Source organism: Pseudomonas sp. D(2018) (genome assembly GCF_005502555.1).
GTDB lineage: Bacteria > Pseudomonadota > Gammaproteobacteria > Pseudomonadales > Pseudomonadaceae > Metapseudomonas > Metapseudomonas resinovorans.
The window spans coordinates 26,687-41,725 of the sequence record NZ_SCOK01000003.1 but is presented as its reverse complement, the minus strand read 5'-3'; the positions used below and the strand labels follow the sequence as shown (position 1 = coordinate 41,725).

Here is a 15,039-nt window from a genome sequence, read left to right as displayed (position 1 = left end):
AGCAGAGGTCGGCTGAGCTTAGCCGTTCCATTGCGCCAATGACATCAGATTGACATTGCTTCCGTTTATCCCCGACGAATGAGCCAGACGCCGCCGATGATCAGCGCCAGACCGGCCAGCTTGCCCATGCTGATAGGCGCTTCGCGGTAACCGGCCCAGCCGAAGTGATCCAGCATCAGCGCCATGCTCAGTTGGCCGGCCAGCACCAGCGCCATGAACAGCAGCGCACCGATGCGCGGCCCGGCGAAGGCGGCGGTCGCGATGAACACGGCGCCCAGCAGGCCGCCGCTCCACTGCCACCAGGTCACGCCCTTGAGCGCCTCGAACGTTGGCAGGTCGCGTTGCATCAGCACCACGGTGAGCAGCGCAAGGGTGCCCACCACGAAGGACGCCAGCGCCGCACTCATGACACTGGAAACCTGCTTGGCGAGTTGGCCGTTGATGCCGGCCTGCAAGGGCAGGAATGAGCCGGCGACGAAGGGCAGGGCGAGTAGCCACCAGGCCTTGGGCATGGCGATCTCCGGGAAAAATAGGGGCGCGTAGTATGCCCGAGGCGACCCAATGCGAGGCTATTCATCGCCCGACAGAATGCCGTCGATACGCTGAAGCCCACGGCTGACGCGGCCTGCAGCGCGCCTTATACAAACTGTTAATACCAAGTCGAAGATTGTCGAGGGCTGTTCCCTGAACTGTCATGGCGTCAGGAGTACGGGGCTGAGGGGCCCCGGCGAGTAGTCATGACGAGGTAGGGACGCAAATGGACAACAAGACGTGGATCAACCTGGGCTCCGCTCTCACGCTGGCGATGGTGTTTTCCCTGAGCGGGTGCAGCAGTGGCGGCGGTGGCTCGAAGAGTTTCGTCGATAGCGCAAGCAGTGATACCCCCACGGACGCCACCACCGGAACAGACGGTGGCGCTGACGGTGGCACGGGAACCGGGACTGACGGAACCGGAGGAACGGGCGGAGGAACGGGCGGTGGTACGGGCGGTGGTACGGGCGGAACCGGCGGAATCGGCGGCGGCACAGGCGGAACCGGGGGCGGCACGGGCGGCACCGGAGGCGGCACGGGCGGCACCGGAGGCGGCACGGGCGGCACCGGAGGCGGCACAGGCGGCACCGGAGGCGGCACAGGCGGAACCGATGGCGGTACAGGCGGCACCGGCGGTGGCACGGGCGGAACCGGCGGTGGCACGGGCGGCATCGGAGGTGGCACGGGCGGAACCGGCGGTGGCACGGGCGGAACCGGAGGCGGCACGGGCGGCATCGGAGGTGGCACGGGCGGAACCGGCGGTAGCACGGGCGGAACCGGAGGCGGCACGGGCGGAACCGGAGGTGGCACGGGCGGCATCGGAGGTGGCACGGGTGGCATCGGAGGTGGCACGGGCGGCATCGGAGGCGGCACAGGCGGAACCGGAGGTGGCACGGGCGGTACCGGCGGTGGTACTGGTGGCGGAACCGGAGGTGGTACGGGCGGCGGTACGGGTGGTGGCACTGGGGGCGGAACCACCTCTGGCCTGATCACCCCCGAACTGTTGCAGGACACCGGCGCGATTGTCTCCGGCGTGGGCGACGCCGTTCAGCAGGTCGGCGAGGCAGTAGGCTCGGTTTCCCTCGCAGGAACCGGGGGCCTCACCAGCGGCGCGGGAGGTTTGGTTGAGTCCGTGGGCACAGCGACTGACAGCCTGGGCGATGGCATCCAGAACGGCGTCGGTCAATTGGGCCAGGGCGGCAATGCCGTGGGTACCACGGTCGCCAGTGTGGGTGAAGCGGTGAATGACCTGGGCGGCGGCGTCTCGTCGCTGGGCGAAGGTGTGAAAGCCTTGTCCGACTCGTCCACCGTGCAGCACCTGCCGGTTCTTGGCGGCGCCGTCGGTGGCGTGGTCGACAAGGCCGGCACCCTGGTTGACGGCGTTGGCGAGAAGGTTTCCATGCTCGGCAACACCCTGGATACCGCAGCCACCAGTGGTCCGCTGGGAGAGGTGACGGGCACTGTCAGCGACAAGCTGGTGCCGGTGGTCAGCCTGGCTGAAAGCGTCACCGCCAAGGTAGGCAGCGCTACCGGGCTTAACGAGCCGGTGGGCGGTCTGCTGGACAAGGTTGGCGATACCCTGGGAGCAGTCGGCGACAAGGTAGCCGATGGCGTCGACAATCCGTTGGGGCAGGCCGTGGGCGACACCCTGGACAAGACCGGAGATGCCCTGTCCACCGGTGGCGGTCTGCTTGAGCAGCAACCGGGTGGCGACAGCCCGCAAGAGAGCCTGGGCGCCGTGGTCAGCGATATCACCGACACCACTGGCCAGATCGGCGAGCAGACCGGCCTCGCCACACCGGTGGACAACCTGCTGGAAACCGCAGGTGGCGTAGTGGCCGGCGCCGGCAGCGGCCTGGATGCTGGCAGCAGCAACAGCCTGGTCAGTGCGGCGGGGGCCGCGGTGGTTGAAACCGGGCAGACCGTGGCTTCCCTCGGCACCCTGGTCGGCGGCGATGGCGTGACCAACAACCCGGTTGGCGCTCCGGTAGCGGCAGTGACCGACGATGTGGGTGCAGCCCTGACCCCGGTGGTGCAGACCGTCGGCTCTGTCACTCAGAGCGTCGGCGGTGCCACGGGCCTGGACGACCCGGCCGGCAACCTGGTGCAGCAGGTCGGTGGTGCGGTGGCTGACCTGGGCCAGCAAGTGGATGCCACCAGCAGCAACCCGGTCGTGAGCCAGGTTGGGCAGACCGTCGATGGTGTCGGGCAGGTTGTCGACAAGGTCGGCACGTTGCTCGAGGGTGGCAGCAGCGCACCGGCTACGGGGGGCGTTCTTGGCGGCCTCGACACCACCTTGCAAGGCAATGTCTCCGGCAGCCTGGGCGGCAGTCTCGGCACCGGCCTTCTGGGTGGTCAGCAGGACTGACCCTCCTTCGCCGGGCTCCCCCGCGGAGCCCGGCGTTCTCTCCGCTCAATTCCCGCTACGCGATCAGGGAGTGACCCATGCGCGCTTCAGCAGTACTGCTCGCGCTTGGCTGCGTGGTGCATAACCAGGCCCAGGCACAACAGAACCCGGTCTACCTCAACAGCAACGAAATCGAACGCCAGCTACCCAGTCCCAACCTGCCAGCGGATGCCTATCGGCCCAGGGCACCCGAGCTGAAAGTGCCCGAGGCCGGCAAGCCGCAACCGCTGATGATGAGCACCCGAATCCGGGTCCGCGACGTGAAGATCGAAGGTGGAAGCGTCTATTCCACCGACCAGTTGAAGGCGGTCTACCAACCCTTTGTCGGCCGCGACACCAGCCTGGCCGAGTTGATCGAAGCGACCCGTGGCGTGACTCGCCGTTACCAGGAAGACGGTTACTTGCTGTCCTACGCCTTCCTGCCTGTGCAGGGTTTCGAGCAGGGGCGGGTGCGGGTGGTTCTGGTGGAGGGCTACGTCAAGGATTACCAGGTCGACGGCGATATTGGCGCCGTGCGAACCCACGTCGACAAGCTGGTGGCGCGGCTGCAGGGCGAACGGCCCCTGACGCGCAAGGCCTTCGAGCGCTACACCAGCCTGATGGGCCGTATTCCCGGCGTTACCCTGAATGCGAGAGTGCCTCCACCGGCTACCACCGATGGAGCCAGTCGTCTGCACATCCGTGCCTCGCGCAAGCCCTGGACCAGCAGCATCAACTTCAGCGAGGACAACCGTGGCAGTGCCCAGGCAGTCCTGGGATTCTCCAGCAATGCTCAGACTGCCTTGGCCGAACAGGTCAGCGTGAGCGTGCTGGTGCCACCCGGGGAGGACGAAGAGCGCTATTACCGGCTCGACTACAGCCAGTACCTGGGCAGCGAGGGTACGCGCCTGAATCTCTATGGCTCCCACTACCGCAGCGAGCCAAACGATAACCTGCGCCTGGCCAACGGATTGGAGCTGGAACGCCAGCTGCGCAACGATCGCCTGTCCATCGGGATCAGCCATCCCGTCATCGCTGCGCAAAAGGAATGGCTGAGCCTCGGCGCCCGGCTCTACGGCGTCAATGACAGGGCGCGCTACGAGGTGGTCGGCTACCCCATTGGCGTCGATGTCGACACCGACTTGCGCGCGCTGGCCTTCGAGGGCGACTGGAGCCGTAATGACGACCGCCGTCTGCGCATCCTCAGCGCCGGGCTTTACCGCGGCGTGGATGCCCTGGGTGCACGTACCGACAACGGACTGTTCGACCTGGAGTTCACCCGCCTGCGTCTGTCCGGCGTGCAAAGCGAGCGCTTTGGCGAACACTGGCAGGGCGTGCTGTCGGCCGCGCTGTACTGGAGCGAAGACAGCCTGCCGGATGCCGAGCAGGTAGTGTTCGGCGGGCAGAACTTCGGCCGTGGCTACCCGAGCGACCAGGCCTCCGGCGACAAGGGCTGGGGGGCGGCCGCTGAACTGAACTACAGCCATCGCCGCGAGGGGCAGTGGCTGCGTCTGCTGCAGCCCTACGTAGTGGTCGACACTGCTCGCGCCTGGTTCAACGAACAGCCCTTGGTTCGTTCGCACCTGTCCTCCCTGGCCACCGGCCTGCGCCTGGGGGATGCGCGTTACTACAACGTTGCGCTGGAGGTCGCCAAGCCGATGTCGGACGAAGCGCTCGACAGCCGCAACCGCAGTCCGCGGGTGACCTTGAGCTTCAGTTATCAGCTTTAGGTGTTGGCGCCACTTTTCCGGGTGGGCAGGGACGCGCGGTCCACGCGTCATCTGACTGCACCCGGAAAACAAAAAAGGCCGCCGTCCCGGGCAGCCTTTCTCTATCGATTCGGTGGTGTCAGTTGCTGACCAGCTTCAACTGGGTCTGGGGAAACTGGGCCTTGATCACATCCACAAGGCGTTCCAGGTAGATGGGTTTGCGGAAGAAGTCGATGACATTCAGGCGCAGCACGTCGATTACATCGTCCATGTCGGCGTGGCCGGAGGTGACAATCACCGGCAGGTGTTGCTTGTTGGTGTGGGCGCGCAGCCGCTGGATCAGGCGCATTCCGCTTTCCTCGGGCATGCGCAGATCGGTGACGACCAGGGCGATATTGGGATGGAGGAGCAAAAGGTCGATCGCGCTCCTGACCGACGTGGCGGTGTGGCAATAGAAGCCTTCGCCTTCGAGCATCTCTGCCAGTTCCAACAGGATGTCTTCTTCGTCGTCAACCAGGAGCAACTGCTGTCGCAGCATGGGGGATTGGCTCATGAGTGGGGCCTCCTGCCAGCGTATATTCCTGAACTGTTTCTGATGACTTCGTGCAACTTTCTAAGTTGCCTGCGTAGAAAGTTGTCCAGATGATCAGAGATTTTCGCTAATGGTGGTGAATATCTCGCTGACCCTATCCCCTATGCCTCCGCTAAAAGTGACAATTACCGCCGCAACCATTGCGGCAATGATCGCGTACTCAATACCAGACGCACCCTCTTCTTCTTTTACGAACTTCCTAAACTTCTTTGCCAGAGACTTCATGGACATGGTTGAAAGCTCCTTTCTAGATGGGTTTTTTGCCTAGGGCAAGCAGAGCGTTGTCGAGAGTTTCGGAGGGCGCAACTGTAAGAAGGCATTAATACCAAAGGTATAGGTTTCCGCTGCTGTGGCCCTTCACCCAAAAGTGGGGAATCCACACCAAAAGTTGGGTTTTTATGCCTATATAGAGGTTGTTTCAAATTGTGTAAAAATGAATTCCTATGCGCATGAAAGTAATTATCAGGTAAATAAATTATTTTCCCTTGCGCCGAAAAACTTCTGCTAAACAGAGTTCAGGGCAAGTTGATGGAATGTGAACGGCGGTTGCTGGCTGACCGCCTGGTGAAGATGCCCCCACACGCAGGGGCCTGTAGTTCTCACGGCAGAGGAAGTGCCAGATGAATAGCCGGATGACCATGGCTTTGGCTGCGGTGCTGTTGTTGGGCGCCTTGCTGGCCGGATATTGGGGAATCGTGCTCAGCCGCGCGCCGCAAACCGTCGAATCGGTTTCGCCGGTCGCCCCCGACACTACCTCCACCCAGGCTACCGATCCTGCCGACCAGTTGCGCACCCCTGTGGTGGTCGCGGCCCGGCCGCTCAGCCCGTTCGTGGCGGTGACTGCGGAAGACGTGCGCATCGAAGCGTTGCGCATCGCTCCACCGGGCAGTTTCAGCAAGATCGAAGAGGTCATCGGCCGCCAGCCCTGGACCCCGGTGCCGGCCGGTAGCTGGCTGGGCCCGGCCAGTTTCGAGGCGGGCGGCCCGCTGGCGCGGATGATCCGTGCAGACGAGCGCGCCATGGCCGTTGCAGTGGATGACGTGGTGGGCGGAGGTGGGCACCTGCGCCCGGGTGACTATGTCGACGTGCTGCTGTTCCTCCGTAGCGACTCCGGTGAGCGTCAGGAAAGCGCCCAGGTCGCGGTACCGGCCCTGCGCTTGCTGAGCTTCGGCCAGAACCTCGGGCCGGATGCCGAAGGCCGTGCCAGCCAACCGGCGAAGGAGGGCGAGCAGGTCGATCGTCGCCCGGCCAGCACCGCCGTGCTGGCCGTGCCGGAACAATGGGTGACTCGCCTGATGCTGGCCAGCCAGGCCGGCTCCCTGCGCCTGGCAGTGCGCAGCGCCGACGAGCGCCTGCTGGAGCGCTACCAGACCGGCGACCTGGCCGTGGCACCCCTGGATGCCACCCGCCGTAGCCTGATTCCCCTGGAGCAGTTGAGCGCTGGCGAGGCGCCTCGCCGTTCCGAAACCAAGGCTTCAGCCGTTTCGTCCGCCAGCAAAGGACCAGGAGTGGCTGTCTACCGTGGCGCCGAACTGACCCGCCAGAACCCCTGACCCGCAAGGAACGCACGCCATGAAGCGCTGGATCGCACCTACGGTCTTCTCCTTGCTCGGCTGCGCGCCCCTGGCCGCGACGGCCGCCCCGGGCTGCGAGTCGCTGGGTCCCGTGCCGGGCGTGGTGGAAGTGGGGCAGGGCCACCAGGAGGTGATGAGTTACCCGATGGCCATTACCCGCCTGGCGGTGGGCGACCCGGAAGTGGCAGACGTCCAGCTCGCCGACAAGCAGTCCTTCCTTATTACCGGCAAGCGCGCCGGCGCCACCAGCCTGATGGTCTGGACCGGTTGCAGCCGTGAGCCGCGCCGTAGCCTGCTCTATGTGCAGGGCGTGGCCAGTGCGGCCCTCGACGAAGCCCTGGCCGAGCCCCGGGCGGTCGACCCGGTGCCCAGCCAGGTGCAAACCGATATCCGCTTCGTCGAGGTCAGTCGCGGCAAGCTCAAGCAGATCAGCGCGTCCCTGGTACGCGAGGGCTCCAACCTCTTCATCCTGGGGGCACCGGGGCAGCTCAGGGACATTTCCGTCAGCATGGATGGCACCTCCGGCGGCAAGTTCACCGGGCTGGACAGCGGCTTCAACATCATCTGGGGCGGTGGCAGCAGCAAGGTGCTGGGCTTCATCAATGCGCTGGAGAACAGTGGCTTCGCCTACACCCTGGCCAAGCCCAGCCTGGTCGCCCTGAGCGGACAGAGCGCCAGCTTCCTCGCCGGCGGCGAGTTCCCCATCCCGGTGCCCAGCGGCGATGGCGACAACGTCACCGTCGAATACAAGGAATTCGGCGTGCGCCTGACCCTGACCCCCACCGTGGTGGGGAGCCAGCGCATCTCCCTGAAAGTGGCGCCGGAAGTGAGCGAACTGGACTTCAGCACCGGCATCAACATCGCCGGCACCCTGGTCCCGTCGCTCAAGGTGCGTCGCACCGACACCAGCGTCTCCCTGGCCGATGGCGAAAGCTTCGTCATCAGCGGACTGATCAGCAGCCAGAACGTCGCCAGCATCGACAAGTTCCCCGGCCTTGGCGACCTGCCGGTGATCGGCGCGCTGTTCCGCTCCTCGCAGATCGACCGCGAAGACCGGGAGCTGCTGATGATCGTCACCCCGCACCTGGTCCAGCCGTTGGCGGCGGGCGCGCAGTTGCCCGAATTGCCGGGTGAAGGTCTGCGTCGCTACGACCCGGGTTTCTTTGACTTCTACCTGAACGAGAGCGGTGATTTCGACCGCCGCGCCGGGCTGTCCGAGTGAGACCGTCATGAGCCAGACCTTCCTCGCCTTTACCCGCAACAGTGCTGACCTGGAGTGGCTGCAAGGCGCCCTGACGCCGCTTGGTCAGGTGCTCAGTGCCGGTCGTGGCGCCCTCGACGAATTGCTCGGGCTGATCGAAGTCACTGGCGCCAGCCTGCTCTTCGTCGGCCTGGACCGCGACAACCTGGTGGCCCAGACCTCGCTGATCGAAGGTGCCCTGGCGGCACGACCGATGCTGGCGGTGGTGGCCATGGGTGACGGCCTGGACAATCAACTGGTACTCAACGCCATGCGCGCCGGCGCCCGCGACTTCATCGCCTACGGTGCGCGCACCAGCGAAGTGGCCGGGCTGGTGCGGCGGCTGGTGCAAAGGCTGCCCAGCGTGTTGCCCAATCACAATGCCGGGCGCCTCACCGCACTGTTCAGCCGCCAGCAGGACTCGGACTCGGCGCTGCTTTCGGCCCATCTGGCCCTGTCCATCCAGCAGTGCGGGCAGCGAACACTGCTGCTGGATCTGGCCCAGCCTCAGGGCGACAGCCTGGCGTTGCTCGGGCTGGAGGCGTCCTTCCATTTCGCCGATGCCCTGCGCAACCTGCGGCGGCTGGATACCGCGCTGATCGACAGCGCCTTTGGCAGCCATGCCGGCGGCTTGCGCCTGCTGGTGCAGGAATCTGGCGGCGACACCCTGGAGCGGATCAATGCCGCCGAGCTCTATCTGTTGCTCGGTGTCCTGCGCCAGCACTTCCAGCACATCGTGGTGAACCTGGTGGGGCAGCCCGACAGCGAGGCCCTGCGCATCCTCGTCGGCAACGCCGACCAATTGCTCTGGTGCACCGACCAGAGCGTGCCGGACTGTCGCCGTAACCTTGAGCTGCTGGGTCGCTGGCGCGACGCCGGTATCAAGCTGGAGCATGCCCAACTGCTGGTGGATCGCCACCTGCGGGGCGTGGCGCCGGAGACCGAAGTGCTGGCCCGTTCCTTCAACCTGCCGGTTGCGGAAACCCTGCCCTACAGTCCCGAGCTGCGGCTAAACGCCAAGAACCAGGGGCGCAGCCTGTTCGAGCTGGCGCCCCGTGAGCGCCTCAGCCAGCGCCTGCGCCAGTTGGGCGAGCGACTGGCCTGCATCGAGCAACCGCGAAGCAGCCCCTGGCAACGTCTCTGGGGCGCGCGGTCATGAGCGGCGAGGGCCTGTTCGGCGGCACGGCGCGCTACACCCAGGTGGGTCACAACGATCCCCAGGGCCTGAAACTGGTGCTGCACCGCTACATCATCGACGCCATCGACGACGACGGCGTGAACATCCTCGAAGGCGCGCGCGGTGCGGTGTCCCAGTACGTCATCGACAAGGTGGTGGAGTTCGTCGGCCGCCATCACCTGGCGGTTTCGCGTTACGAAATGGAGCGCCTGGCTGAAGAACTGGTGGACGAACTCACCGGTTTCGGCCCGCTGGAAGTGCTGCTGCGCGACCCCGGCGTCACCGAGATCCTGGTCAACGGTCCGTGCCGCATCTTCATCGAGCGCGAGGGTGTGCTGCACCAGAGCGACCTGCGCTTCATCGACGACCACCATGTGCTGCGGGTGATCCAGCGCATCCTCGCACCGCTTGGCCGGCGCCTGGACGAATCCAGCCCCATGGTCGACGCACGCCTGCCGGACGGCAGCCGGGTCAACGCCATCATTCCGCCAATCGCCCTGGACGGTCCGTGCATCTCGGTGCGCAAATTCCGCAAGGACCTGCTGCAGAGCACCGACCTGATCGCCTACCAGTCCCTGGACGAGGCCATGCTGCAGTTCATCCGCCGCGCCGTGGGCGAGCGCTGCAATATCCTGGTCAGTGGCGGCACCGGCACGGGCAAGACCACCATGCTCAACGTCATGAGCCTGCTGATCGACAGCCACGAGCGCCTGGTCACGATCGAAGACACCGCCGAGCTGCAGCTCAATCATCCTCACGTGGTGCGCCTGGAAACCCGCCCGCCGAATGCCGAGGGGCGCGGCGAGGTGGCGGCCAGCGACCTGATCCGCAACGCCCTGCGCATGCGGCCGGACCGCATCATCCTCGGCGAGATCCGGGGCGTCGAAGTGCTCGACGTGCTGCAGGCGATGAACACCGGCCACGACGGCTCCATGAGCACGGTGCACGCCAACTCCGCAGTCGATGCCCTGCTGCGCCTGGAAACCCTGGTGGGCCTGACCGGCCGGCAGATTGCCGAGCGCACCCTGCGGCAGATGATCTGCGCGGCGCTTGATCTGGTGGTCCAGCTCACCCGCTTGCCCAATGGCCGGCGCTGTGTCAGCGAAGTGGTGGAGGTGGTCGGCGTGCGCGACGACGTCTACGTCACCAACTGCTTGTTCCGGCTGGACCGCGCCAGCGGCCGCTTCCTCAGCGAAGCGGTGAATCCGGCCGGGGACAAGCTGCGCCAGCAGGCCGGGGGTGTCCGATGAAAGCGGCCCTGCTGCTCGGACTGCTGTGCACGGTCCTGCTGCTGTTGGGGCTGGTGCTGATGCAGAGAGGCTGGCGCCAGTCGGGTGAGGAACGGGTGCTGCAACGGCTCGGCCAGGAACTGGCCACGCCTGCGCCGTTGACTTCCCATGCCGGCTGGCTGGAACGCGCTTTCCTCCGCGCCGGGCTGGAGCTACCCAGGGAGCGCATTGGCCTGCTGGTTTCTGCCTGGTTGGCGGCCATCGCCCTGAGCGCCTTGCCCGGCGGCTGGATGGCGGCCCTGGCGACGGCCCTGCTGCTGCCGGTCGGCCTGCGCCTGTGGCTCGGGTGGCGCTACCAGCGGCGGGTGCGACGCCTGGTGGAGCAACTGCCGCAGATGCTCGACCAGGTGGTGCGCAGCCTGCATGCCGGACGCACCCTCGGGGATGCCGTGGTGCGTGCCATCGAGGCCTCGCAGGATCCGCTGCGCGCGGCGCTGACCCGGGTTTCGCGTGACGTACAGCTGGGCGTGCCCTTGCCCGACGCCCTGCAGGAAGTGGCGGATCTGTTCGAGCAGGAGGAGTTGCGCATCCTCGCCCTTGGGGTACGGGTCAACCAGCGCTATGGCGGCAGCGCTACCGACTTGCTGAACAACCTGATCAAGGTGATCCACGAGCGCGAGCAGATTGCCAGGCAACTGCGGGCGATGACCGGTGAAACTCGCTTCACTGCGGTGGTGTTGGCGCTGCTGCCGATCTCGGTGGGCGGCTACATCCTTTCGGTCAACCCGGGCTACCTCGCAAGCATGTGGCAGGACAGCAGCGGCCAGCAGATGTTGGTCGTCGCGTTCGCCATGCAGGTGCTGGGCTGCTTCATCCTCTGGCGCATGTTGAGGAGCGTGTGAGATGGCCCTGCTCATCGTTGCCGTCCTGCTCAGCCTGGCTGCCGTGCTGCTGGTGAGCAGCCTGCTGGGCGAACGCCAGCGCACCTTGCGGGTGAGCCAGCGGCTGCTGGGCCAGAACGCGCTGACGCGCTTGCCGGAATCCCGCGGGCAGATGCTGGTTCGCAGCCTTGGCAGCAGCCGCCTGGCACGCCGTTACCTGGACCTGGACGGCGAAACGCAGGTGTTGCTCAACCGCATCGGCTGGCGCCGTTCCAGCCGCCGTACCCTGTTCCTGGCCTGCCAGGTGATGGCGCCCCTGGCCTTGCTGGGGCTGGCCCTATTGGGGCAGGCGTTGTTGGCCAAACCGCCGGCGCAGCCCTGGCTGGCGCCCTTTATTGCCCTGGGGTGCGGCTTGCTCTTGCCCAAGCGGGTGCTGGCCCTGGTGGCCCTGCGCCGGCAGAACGCCTTGCAGCAGGAGCTGTTGGTGTTCATCCCTATGGTGCGCATTCTCTTCGAGGCCGGTTTGACCGTGGAACAGGCCCTGCGCGTGATCAGCCAGGATGGCCGCACGTTGATGCCGGTACTCACCGAAGAACTGCACGGCCTGCTGCAACACCTGGACTCCGGCCTGGAACTGGGGGAGGAACTGGGCAAGCTCGCACGCCTGCTGGCGGTGGATGAGCTGACCGACAGCTTCACCATCCTCGAACAACTGGTGCGCCAGGGCGGCGGCGCCATGGCGTCGCTGCTGACGTTGAAGAAGCTTCTGGATGATCGCCGTCTGACACGGATGCAGGAGTACATCTCCAAGCTCTCCGGGAAGATGGCGGTGGTGATGATGACGCTGCTGTTCCCGGCCCTGCTCATCGTGTTGGGCGCTCCGGGGATGCTGGCCATCAGCAGGGCAATGGGGGGAATGGGATGAGAAGGATGCTGATGCTGTTCGCAATGGGCCTGCTTGGAGGTTGCGCCAATCCTCCAGCCCAGGTCGGTTGGCTGACACAGGGAGGCTGTGGCCAGCCGACCCAGGACCAGGAACTGGCGCTGAACCTGGCCCGGGACATGGCCGCCGAAGGCCGCGGCCATGCCGCCCTCGCGCATCTTCAGGCGCTGCCGTCCAGCCTGCCGGAAGTGCGCCTGCGCCAGGCACGCATCTACCGCAGCCTGGACCGGGCCGAGGCCGGGCCGCTGTACCGGAGCCTGCTGGGGACTTGCCTGGCCGCCGACGGCCATCACGGCCTGGGCCAGCTCGCCGCCGCCCGGGGCGCCCAGTCTGAAGCCCTGGCGCAACTGCGCGAGGCCCTGAGCCTGGCGCCAACCGATGCCAAGGTGCGCAATGACCTGGGGCTGGTGCTGCTGCGGGAAGGGCGGGTGGAGGATGCGCGCTTCGAGTTCCTGACGTCCCTGGAACTCAGCCAGGGCGATCCCTTGCCGGCGCAGAACCTGCTGTCGCTGCTCTTCTACCAGGACGACTACCAGCAGGCCGCCGAGCTGGTCTCCCGTCTGAAGTTGCCGGCCGACGCCGTGCGTCGCGCCGAGGAACGTGCCCGGGAGATGAAGCGCGAGGGCCTTTCGGTGCCGCTCGCGCAGCGTCGTGACGCGGCACAGGCCCCGTTGCTGGCGGAGGTGAACACGCCTGAGCCCGTTCCGGGCGAGGAGGTGGGGCAATGAAAGTCTGGATCACCATCCTGCTGCTGGGGGCCTGCTGTGGCCTGCAGGCCGCAGAAGACCCCCGCCATGCCCGGCATGAACGCCAGCGGCAAAGCGAGCAGTGGCTGAGCATCCAGCGGGAGGGTAGCCAGGCATCGCGCCATGCCCAGTCGGCGACGCCTGCCGAGCGCGAGCTGGCCAACCAGCGCTGGCTGGAGAGCTACAAGTACGCCATACCCGAGCGGTACTACGCTAATGACCCGGAGCCGGGCGGCTCCTCGTCGGGGCAGTGAGGTGGCCATGGGCAGCCTTCGCCATCAGCGCGGCGCCATCGGCTTGATGGCGGTCGCGTCACTCTTGGCGTTCCTGATGATGCTGGCGCTCTCGGTGGATACCGGGCGGCTGTACTACGAGAAGCGCAAGCTGCAGCGAGTCGCCGACATGGCCGCCATGGAAAGTGCTTCCGGCTCCGGCTTCTGCGGCCCACAGGATTCCACCGAAGCCCCGGAAACAGCCCTGTCGCTGGCTCAGGCCAGCGCGATACGCCATGGATACGCCGGCAATCTGGGCAGTGGGTCCAACCGCGTCCGGGTGGGCTATGTGCAACTGGATGGCGCGGGGGAGCATCGTCAGTTCGTCGACTCCAGCAGCCGTATCGAGGCGGTGCAGGTACACGCCACCCAGAACGTGCCCGCCAGCTTGCTGCTGGGCGGGCTCTGGGGCAATACCGTGACCCTGCAGGCCGACGCCGTGGCTCAGCGGCCGGCACTGGCGGGCTTCTCCCTGGGAAGTGGGTTGGCCTCTCTCGATAGCCAGCAGTCGGCCGTGCTCAACGCCCTGCTGGGCGACATGCTGGGCACCAACCTGGGCCTGGACGCGGTTTCCTACCAGGGGTTGGCCGACGCCAGGCTGAACCTGCTGGAGCTCAACCAGAACCTGCAGGGCGCGGCGCTGGACCTGTCCGCCGGCAATGTGCAGGAGCTGCTGGATACGCAGCTGAGCCTGGACCAGGTGCTGGATGCCACGGTGGCCGCCGCCAATGCCCGCGAAACCTTGGCGGTCGGGGTGCGAAACGGCCTCAGCAACCTGACCGATGTCGGACTTGGCGCCACCCAGGTCAAGCTGGCGGACATCCTGAATGTGGTGACGCCCGCCAACGGTGGAAAGCAAGCGCTGCAAACCGACCTCAGCGTGCTGGACATGGTCACCGCGTTGGCCTTTCTCGCCAACAAGGCCAATGCGGTCGACGTCGGATTGGGGGTGAACCTGGGTTTGGCCAATCTGGGCCTCAAGGTGTACGTGATCGAACCACCGAAGATTGCCATCGGCCTGCCCGGCCGCGACGAGAACGGCAATTGGCGGACCCAGGTCAGCACCGCTCAGGTGCGGCTGGAGGTGGGCGGCCAGGTTGACGTCCTGAGCCTGGTGACCGTGGACCTTGGCCTGCACCTGGACGTGGCGCAGGGTTGGGCTGCACTTCAGAGCATCTCCTGCGGTCCCATCCTGCCTGGTACCAGGCAGGTGTCCGTTCTTACCCAGCCGGGTATCGCCAGTCTCGGGCTGGGGCGCTACAGCAATATTGCGTCGAATACCCAGGCCGACCCTGTCCGGGTAACCGCCCTGCCCGGGATTACCGGCATTGCAGTGGAAGTATCCGGGTCAGCCAGCATCAGCAATGGCCAGCCTACCGAGACGAACTTCACTGTCTCGCCGAGCGAGCTCTTGCCCCAGCAGAAGCGGGTTGCCACGCAAGCCGGTGAGGCACTGGCCGACGGGCTCTCGGAGTTGGCCAACAGCCTGGACGTGGACGTTGAAGTCACCGAGGACTGCGGACTGCTGGGGCTCGGCTGCTTGATCGGTGGCCTGACCAAGGGCGTGATCGAGTCCACCTTGGGGCCCACCATCGAATCCACCGTCGGCAGCCTGATTCCCCTGATCGGCCAGGCGGTTCTCGATCCGGTGCTCAAGCTGCTGGGTATTGAACTGGGTTACGCCGATGTGCGCCTGGTCGAGCTGGATACCGCGGCGCCCAGACTGATGCTCTGAGCTGACCGACGTCAGGCCCCGTGG

Annotated in this window: 14 protein-coding genes; 11 read left to right on the top strand and 3 right to left on the bottom strand. The window is 66.0% G+C overall.

Features of this window, described 5'->3' with window-relative positions; translation table 11 throughout:
• Positions 1–65 precede the first annotated feature (65 nt).
• Positions 66–512, bottom strand: a complete 447-nt coding sequence (locus tag FFS60_RS03480; protein WP_137821155.1) for a DMT family transporter — start codon at positions 510–512, stop codon at positions 66–68.
• Between the two features lie 245 nt (positions 513–757).
• Here FFS60_RS03480 and FFS60_RS03475 point away from each other — a divergent pair, with 245 nt between their 5' ends.
• Together FFS60_RS03475 and FFS60_RS03470 are read left to right on the top strand one after the other, a co-directional pair.
• Entirely contained in the window at positions 758–2,899 is a 2,142-nt protein-coding gene (locus tag FFS60_RS03475; RefSeq protein WP_137821154.1) for a collagen-like triple helix repeat-containing protein, read from the top strand.
• 77 nt (positions 2,900–2,976) lie between these two features.
• The gene (locus tag FFS60_RS03470; RefSeq protein WP_137821153.1) at positions 2,977–4,647 is read left to right on the top strand and encodes a ShlB/FhaC/HecB family hemolysin secretion/activation protein; all 1,671 of its coding nucleotides are present in this window, start codon (positions 2,977–2,979) and stop codon (positions 4,645–4,647) included.
• Positions 4,648–4,765: 118 nt separating this feature from the next.
• Here the strand turns inward: FFS60_RS03470 and FFS60_RS03465 are convergent, their stop codons facing one another.
• Together FFS60_RS03465 and FFS60_RS03460 are read right to left on the bottom strand one after the other, a co-directional pair.
• Complete coding sequence (locus FFS60_RS03465; RefSeq protein ID WP_137821152.1) at positions 4,766–5,179, bottom strand: response regulator; 414 nt, start codon at positions 5,177–5,179, stop codon at positions 4,766–4,768.
• A 93-nt stretch (positions 5,180–5,272) separates the two neighbouring features.
• Complete coding sequence (locus FFS60_RS03460) at positions 5,273–5,449, bottom strand: Flp family type IVb pilin (RefSeq protein ID WP_137821151.1); 177 nt, start codon at positions 5,447–5,449, stop codon at positions 5,273–5,275.
• Positions 5,450–5,838: 389 nt separating this feature from the next.
• On the opposite strand from FFS60_RS03460, the gene cpaB reads away from it, so the two are divergent.
• The 9 genes from cpaB to FFS60_RS03415 are packed head-to-tail and all read left to right on the top strand — an operon-like array spanning position 5,839 to position 15,015.
• Positions 5,839–6,771, top strand: a complete 933-nt coding sequence (gene cpaB / locus FFS60_RS03455) for a Flp pilus assembly protein CpaB (RefSeq protein ID WP_137821150.1) — start codon at positions 5,839–5,841, stop codon at positions 6,769–6,771.
• A gap of 19 nt (positions 6,772–6,790) precedes the next feature.
• Entirely contained in the window at positions 6,791–8,014 is a 1,224-nt protein-coding gene (locus FFS60_RS03450) for a type II and III secretion system protein family protein (protein ID WP_137821149.1), read from the top strand.
• A gap of 7 nt (positions 8,015–8,021) precedes the next feature.
• Positions 8,022–9,191, top strand: coding sequence for a pilus assembly protein (locus tag FFS60_RS03445; RefSeq protein ID WP_137821148.1), 1,170 nt, complete (start codon positions 8,022–8,024; stop codon positions 9,189–9,191).
• A complete protein-coding gene (locus tag FFS60_RS03440; RefSeq protein ID WP_137821147.1) occupies positions 9,188–10,459 on the top strand; it encodes a CpaF family protein in 1,272 nt (423 codons plus the stop codon). Before FFS60_RS03445 ends, FFS60_RS03440 begins: the two co-directional genes overlap by 4 nt.
• Positions 10,456–11,340 (top strand): type II secretion system F family protein, encoded by an 885-nt coding sequence (locus FFS60_RS03435; RefSeq protein ID WP_137821146.1) that lies wholly within the window; start codon positions 10,456–10,458, stop codon positions 11,338–11,340. The genes FFS60_RS03440 and FFS60_RS03435 overlap by 4 nt, the downstream gene beginning before the upstream one ends.
• A 1-nt stretch (position 11,341) precedes the next feature.
• Positions 11,342–12,244, top strand: coding sequence for a type II secretion system F family protein (locus tag FFS60_RS03430; protein WP_137821145.1), 903 nt, complete (start codon positions 11,342–11,344; stop codon positions 12,242–12,244).
• Positions 12,241–12,990 (top strand): tetratricopeptide repeat protein, encoded by a 750-nt coding sequence (locus tag FFS60_RS03425; protein ID WP_371926358.1) that lies wholly within the window; start codon positions 12,241–12,243, stop codon positions 12,988–12,990. The genes FFS60_RS03430 and FFS60_RS03425 overlap by 4 nt, the downstream gene beginning before the upstream one ends.
• Positions 12,987–13,262: a DUF3613 domain-containing protein gene (locus FFS60_RS03420; protein ID WP_137821143.1), complete on the top strand. Its 276-nt coding sequence runs from the start codon at positions 12,987–12,989 to the stop codon at positions 13,260–13,262. The genes FFS60_RS03425 and FFS60_RS03420 overlap by 4 nt, the downstream gene beginning before the upstream one ends.
• A gap of 7 nt (positions 13,263–13,269) precedes the next feature.
• Entirely contained in the window at positions 13,270–15,015 is a 1,746-nt protein-coding gene (locus FFS60_RS03415) for a TadG family pilus assembly protein (RefSeq protein WP_171016479.1), read from the top strand.
• Positions 15,016–15,039 lie beyond the last annotated feature (24 nt).

What these genes read in the sequence shown, in the direction of transcription:
- FFS60_RS03480 (WP_137821155.1), bottom strand. Translation starts at nt 512, where the DNA reads ATGCCCAAGGCCTGGTGGCTACTCGCCCTGCCCTTCGTCGCCGGCTCA.
- FFS60_RS03475 (WP_137821154.1), top strand. Translation starts at nt 758, where the DNA reads ATGGACAACAAGACGTGGATCAACCTGGGCTCCGCTCTCACGCTGGCG.
- FFS60_RS03470 (WP_137821153.1), top strand. Translation starts at nt 2,977, where the DNA reads ATGCGCGCTTCAGCAGTACTGCTCGCGCTTGGCTGCGTGGTGCATAAC.
- FFS60_RS03465 (WP_137821152.1), bottom strand. Translation starts at nt 5,179, where the DNA reads ATGAGCCAATCCCCCATGCTGCGACAGCAGTTGCTCCTGGTTGACGAC.
- FFS60_RS03460 (WP_137821151.1), bottom strand. Translation starts at nt 5,449, where the DNA reads ATGTCCATGAAGTCTCTGGCAAAGAAGTTTAGGAAGTTCGTAAAAGAA.
- cpaB (WP_137821150.1), top strand. Translation starts at nt 5,839, where the DNA reads ATGAATAGCCGGATGACCATGGCTTTGGCTGCGGTGCTGTTGTTGGGC.
- FFS60_RS03450 (WP_137821149.1), top strand. Translation starts at nt 6,791, where the DNA reads ATGAAGCGCTGGATCGCACCTACGGTCTTCTCCTTGCTCGGCTGCGCG.
- FFS60_RS03445 (WP_137821148.1), top strand. Translation starts at nt 8,022, where the DNA reads ATGAGCCAGACCTTCCTCGCCTTTACCCGCAACAGTGCTGACCTGGAG.
- FFS60_RS03440 (WP_137821147.1), top strand. Translation starts at nt 9,188, where the DNA reads ATGAGCGGCGAGGGCCTGTTCGGCGGCACGGCGCGCTACACCCAGGTG.
- FFS60_RS03435 (WP_137821146.1), top strand. Translation starts at nt 10,456, where the DNA reads ATGAAAGCGGCCCTGCTGCTCGGACTGCTGTGCACGGTCCTGCTGCTG.
- FFS60_RS03430 (WP_137821145.1), top strand. Translation starts at nt 11,342, where the DNA reads ATGGCCCTGCTCATCGTTGCCGTCCTGCTCAGCCTGGCTGCCGTGCTG.
- FFS60_RS03425 (WP_371926358.1), top strand. Translation starts at nt 12,241, where the DNA reads ATGAGAAGGATGCTGATGCTGTTCGCAATGGGCCTGCTTGGAGGTTGC.
- FFS60_RS03420 (WP_137821143.1), top strand. Translation starts at nt 12,987, where the DNA reads ATGAAAGTCTGGATCACCATCCTGCTGCTGGGGGCCTGCTGTGGCCTG.
- FFS60_RS03415 (WP_171016479.1), top strand. Translation starts at nt 13,270, where the DNA reads ATGGGCAGCCTTCGCCATCAGCGCGGCGCCATCGGCTTGATGGCGGTC.